The organism is Streptomyces sp. SID3343, assembly GCF_009865215.1.
Taxonomy (GTDB): domain Bacteria; phylum Actinomycetota; class Actinomycetes; order Streptomycetales; family Streptomycetaceae; genus Embleya.
This window is the reverse complement of sequence record NZ_WWJX01000071.1, coordinates 1-2253: the sequence shown is the minus strand read 5'-3', so window position 1 is coordinate 2253 and position 2253 is coordinate 1. Positions and strand designations below refer to the sequence as shown.

Annotated in this window: 3 protein-coding genes; all 3 read right to left on the bottom strand. The window is 72.6% G+C overall.

Annotated features, from left to right (window positions below; genetic code table 11):
* Positions 1–277, bottom strand: a 277-nt coding sequence (locus GT354_RS53340) for a hypothetical protein (RefSeq protein ID WP_237534309.1), incomplete at its 3' end; no start/stop codon positions are given.
* Positions 274–2127 carry an acetyl-CoA carboxylase, carboxyltransferase subunit beta gene (accD, locus tag GT354_RS02700; RefSeq protein ID WP_161354534.1) on the bottom strand — a complete coding sequence of 618 codons (1854 nt, stop codon included), beginning with the start codon at positions 2125–2127 and terminating at the stop codon, positions 274–276. The genes accD and GT354_RS53340, both read right to left, overlap by 4 nt.
* A 41-nt stretch (positions 2128–2168) precedes the next feature.
* A partial coding sequence (locus GT354_RS02695) for a TcmI family type II polyketide cyclase (RefSeq protein ID WP_161354535.1) occupies positions 2169–2253 on the bottom strand: 85 nt, incomplete at its 5' end.

Genomic DNA, 2253 nt, shown 5'->3' with positions numbered 1-2253 from the left:
TGATCAGCCGCGGCGGGGTCCGGAGCGGCACGCCGGGCACGGCCGCCGTGTCCGGCCCTGGCCGGTCGCCAGGCATCACGCCCGGCGTACCGACCGACGCCGGCACCGACGCCGGTTCGGAGGCCGGTTCGGAAGCCGATGTCTGTGCCGACACCACGGCCGCCGCCGAGTCCGACGTCACGACGTAGCCGGGACCGTTGCCGTTCAGCCCGGCGTGGTGCTCCGGATCGTACGCGTGGCCGTCCCGGCGGTTGAGTGGTCCGTCGTCCGGGTTCATCTCGGTTTCCCTCCGCTGTCGGTGTCGGTGTCGAGGTGCGTGTCCGTGTCCGGGTCCCTGTGCATGCCGAAGTTCCGGTATCGATCCCGGCGTTCGCGCACGCGACGGGTCGCGTCGATGGGCGTCAGTTCGTCCAGGACGGGAAGCAGGGCCGCACGGAGCAGCGCGGCGGCCGCACCCCGGTCGGTGTGGGCTCCCCCGGGCGGCTCGGGGACGATGCCGTCGACGATGCCCAAGCGCAGCAGTTCCCGCGGGTTCATCCGCAGCGCGGCGGCCGCGGCCGGTGCCGCCGCGGGGTCCTTCCACAAGATCGCGGCGCAGCCTTCGGGGCTGATCACCGAGTAGACGCCGTTTTCGCTGATCAGCACCCGGTCGGCGACCGCGAGCGCGAGGGCACCGCCGCTGCCGCCCTCTCCGGTGACGACGGCGATCAGCGGCACCGGCAGACTCGACATCAGCCGCAGGTTCTCCGCGATGGCGACGGCCTGACCGGCGCGTTCGGCATCGGGTCCCGGGTTCGCGCCGGGGGTGTCGACGAGGGTGATCACGGGGAGCCCGAGCTTGGCGGCGAGGCGCATCAGCCGGGCGGCCTTGCGGAAGCCCGCCGGGGTGGCCATGCCGAACTTGCGGCGCTGCCGCTCGGCGAGATCGTCGCCGCCCTTTTGGTGGCCGATCAGCATCACCGGGACGCCTTCGAAGAGGCCGGGACCGCCGATGACCGCGGGGCAGTCGGCGCCGATCCGATCGCCGTGCAGTTCGTGGAAGTCGGTCAGCAGCCGACTCGCATAGTCGAGCGCGGTGGGGCGCTCGGGGTGTCGGGCGAGCCGTACCGCGGTCCACGCGTGCAGGTCGAGCGGATCGGACGCCTCGGAACCCGGCGCCGCCGTGGTCGACACGCGGTCCGGCTCGACGAGCGCCTCGAAGGCGCCGGGAATGTCACACGTCGTCGGCTCCGCATCGCCGCCCCCCACCCCGCCCGCACCCGACTCGACCGCGCCGGCGCTCCCCGCCCCACCCACGGCGTCGGTCCGTACCGCCGGCTCCACGAGCCGCAGGAAGTGCCCGATCGTGGTCCGCAGCGACGCGCGCGGGACGATCGCGTCCACCATCCCGTGTTCGAGCAGGAATTCGGCGGTCTGGAACCCGGCAGGCAGGCTTTCGCCGATGGTCTGTTCGATGACCCGCGGGCCGGCGAAGCCCATCCGGGCGCCGGGTTCGATCAGGATCACGTCGGCGAGGGTGGCGAACGACGCGGCGACGCCGCCGTACGTCGGGTCGGTGATCAGGGACAGCACCAGGATGCCCGCCTCGTCGAGTTCGGCGAGGGCCTGGGCGGTCTTGGCCATCTGCATCAGCGACAAAGCGCCCTCCTGCATGCGCGCTCCGCCGGAGGCGGTGACGAGCAGCAGGGGGACGCGTTCGTGCAGGCTCTCTCGGGCGGCCTCGGTGATCAGCGCGCCGACCGCGCAGCCGAGGCTGCCGCCGAGGAAGCGGAAATCCATCGCGGCGACGACGACGGGCCGGCCGAGGACGGTGCCGCGGACACACAGCACGGCCTCGTCCATGCCGGTGGCGGCGCGGGCCTCGTCCAGGCGTTCGGGATAGGGACGCGAGTCGGCGAAGCGCAACGGGTCGTGCAGGGTCCGGGCCGCTTCGAGGACCGATTCCGAGCCGGGATCGAGGAGTTGCTCCAGTCGGTGCCGCGCGGTCAGCCGGGCGTGGTCGCCGCACCCCGGACACACGTGCAGGGTGCGCGCGAAGCGTTTGCCGTACACGAGTTCGGTGCATTGCCCGCATCTGACCCAGTCGGGCCGTTTGAGGGTGGTGGGTCTGCTCTCGATCTCGAACATGCCTGGTTCCTTCGGCGGTGTCGGGCCCTGCACGGCGTGGGCTATCCGGTGGCGCCACGCTCCCAGCGGTAGAACTCGTGGGCCATCGCGTCCTGCGGTCCGCGCCAGGTGAGCGGGTCGTAGGCG

What these genes read in the sequence shown, in the direction of transcription:
- accD (WP_161354534.1), bottom strand. Translation starts at nt 2,127, where the DNA reads ATGTTCGAGATCGAGAGCAGACCCACCACCCTCAAACGGCCCGACTGG.